Source organism: Amnimonas aquatica, assembly GCF_002943415.1.
GTDB lineage: Bacteria > Pseudomonadota > Gammaproteobacteria > Pseudomonadales > Moraxellaceae > Perlucidibaca > Perlucidibaca aquatica_A.
Genome location: NZ_PTQZ01000259.1, coordinates 1 through 2015, shown reverse-complemented (window position 1 = coordinate 2015; position 2015 = coordinate 1). Strand labels below are relative to the sequence as shown.

Genomic DNA, 2015 nt, shown 5'->3' with positions numbered 1-2015 from the left:
AGACACCGCTGTCGTATTTCCAGGACTTGCGCGTCGAACGTGCGGTCCAACTCCTGCGCACCGGAAGTGGAAGCGTTGATCAAATCGCCGCGCAGGTCGGGTACGCCGATGGGGTGACACTGCGCGCACTTCTGCGGCGCAAGCTGGGGCGCGGAGTCAAGGATTTTCGTGAGGTTGAGTCAAAATAAATTTCATGACGCTAGGAATGAGAAGCTCGCCATTCACGACAGTCTATGACGCTTGCGTGCTCTATCCGGCTGTCCTCGATGTTGCGCGTCGGAAAGGCTTGAGCTGGTCAGAAGTCAACCAATCTGTTACCTTGATTGCATGAATTTTCAATGAGAACTCATGCGCCATGGCCAATCACCAGCCGCTCAGTGCATTAGAGCAAGTCCGGCAGGTTCTGAAGCCTGGGCGTGTGTACCGTCGCGCCGACCTGTTGGCTGTGTCCACCTCGGTTGATAGACACCTCCAAGCGTTGGTGCAGGCGGGTGATCTGCGGAAGCTGGCACAGGGACTCTATTACGCGCCTCGCAAGTCTGTGTTTGGCGAGCTGCCGCCTGATGATGCTGAACTGGTGCGCAGCTTCCTGCGGGATGATGACTTCCTGCTCTTCTCTCCCTCCGCTTACAACACGGTCGGACTGGGCACCACGCAGCTCTACAACCGCACGGTGGTCTACAACCGCAAGCGCCATGGGCACTTCAGGCTGGGCAATCGCGAGTTCGATTTCCGGGTGAAGCCGAGGTTTCCGCATGCCTTGTCCACGGAATTCCTGTTCGTCGATCTGCTCAACAATGTCGATGAGCTGGCCGAGGATGCATCAGCTGTCTGGGCGCGCGCGGCAAGCAGGTTCAAGCAATTGGATAGCAATAGCTTGAATCAGGCGTTGCGTGCCTATGGCAATGTGACCACGCGCAAGCGGCTTGAGGGCGTTTTCCGTGCTGCTACATGATCATCCTGAGTTCGAGGGTCTGCTGGGCTTGGTCGCGTCCGAGCGCGGGCTGGATCCGGTGCTGGTCGAGAAGGACTACTGGATCATGCATTGCCTCTGGGGGATGCAGCAGCAAGGTTTTCGCTTCGAGCTGAAGGGCGGCACGTCGCTGTCCAAGGGGTTCGGCGTCATCCATCGCTTTTCGGAAGACATTGACCTGCGGATTGAGCCTCAGCCTGGCCAGGATGTGAAGCAGGGGCGGAACCACAGCAAGCCAGCACATGTGGAGAGCCGTCGGGTGTTTTACGACGAAACCGCCACACGAACATGCTGCCGCCTGCCGAGTTCGAGCGGCAGTATTTCATGAGGCAGGGTGTTGTCTAGGAAACTGGGGTCGGTTCACAGGCTCTCCCTGAGCTGCGCCATCAGTGATGGCTTCGCCCAGACGCTCGGAGATGAGTGGACGAAACTCCCTGATATTTCCCTGTTAGCAGGGAGTTGATGCGGAGACTGGTTCGCTCCGGACTGCGTCCACCGCCAAACATGAAGCCCCTGGTTCTTGCAAAAGAGCCGGGGGCTTTTGGTTTCTGGAGTGTCTGAAAGAGGTCAGGGGGAGCGTCGCCCGGATGTATGAAGAGCAACCTCCGCTCTCATCACTTCCAGCTCGATCGCATTGAAGCGCCGGATCTCGCTTTCGGCATGGCGTGCCAGCACGTCATGTATGAGCGGCACGCGAACGTCGACCTCCCATTCGTGATGCACTTCGAGACCGTGGCTGCTTTCCTGGAGGCGTGTCGTGCAGCGGAATTCCGCGGGCATGTTCATGCGAAATCGGGATCGGCACGAGAGCGTCCCGAGTGACCATTCGTCGTCACGCCAGAGCTTGAAGGCGCCTTGCAGGAACCGCTTTGCCAGTTCGGGAATGTTCACGTCCAGGTTGTGTTCGCGTGCCAGTGTGTAGCGATCGCCATCCAGTATCGAACTCACGATCTTCAGGTTCTCGCTGGGGACCTTGTGGCACACGGCCAGGTGGAACTCCGGGGTTGCCAGCAGGGGCCGGATATCGGACAGTCGGCCGTTG

General features: G+C 58.6%; 4 protein-coding genes. 3 read left to right on the top strand and 1 reads right to left on the bottom strand.

The annotated features are described in order from the left end of the window. The 3 genes from C5O18_RS08780 to C5O18_RS08770 form a co-directional block, all read left to right on the top strand. Window positions 1-188, top strand: a 188-nt coding sequence (locus C5O18_RS08780) for a helix-turn-helix domain-containing protein (RefSeq protein WP_146089312.1), incomplete at its 5' end; no start/stop codon positions are given. Between the two features lie 167 nt (window positions 189-355). Beyond that, window positions 356-955, top strand: coding sequence for a hypothetical protein (locus C5O18_RS08775; protein WP_164488762.1), 600 nt, complete (start codon window positions 356-358; stop codon window positions 953-955). Continuing rightward, window positions 942-1301, top strand: a complete 360-nt coding sequence (locus tag C5O18_RS08770) for a nucleotidyl transferase AbiEii/AbiGii toxin family protein (RefSeq protein ID WP_105193204.1) — start codon at window positions 942-944, stop codon at window positions 1299-1301. Before C5O18_RS08775 ends, C5O18_RS08770 begins: the two co-directional genes overlap by 14 nt. Window positions 1302-1540: 239 nt before the next feature. On the opposite strand, the gene C5O18_RS08765 is transcribed toward C5O18_RS08770, so the two are convergent. Further along, the coding region (locus C5O18_RS08765; RefSeq protein ID WP_105193202.1) for a DUF2505 family protein at window positions 1541-2015 on the bottom strand (475 nt) is incomplete at its 5' end.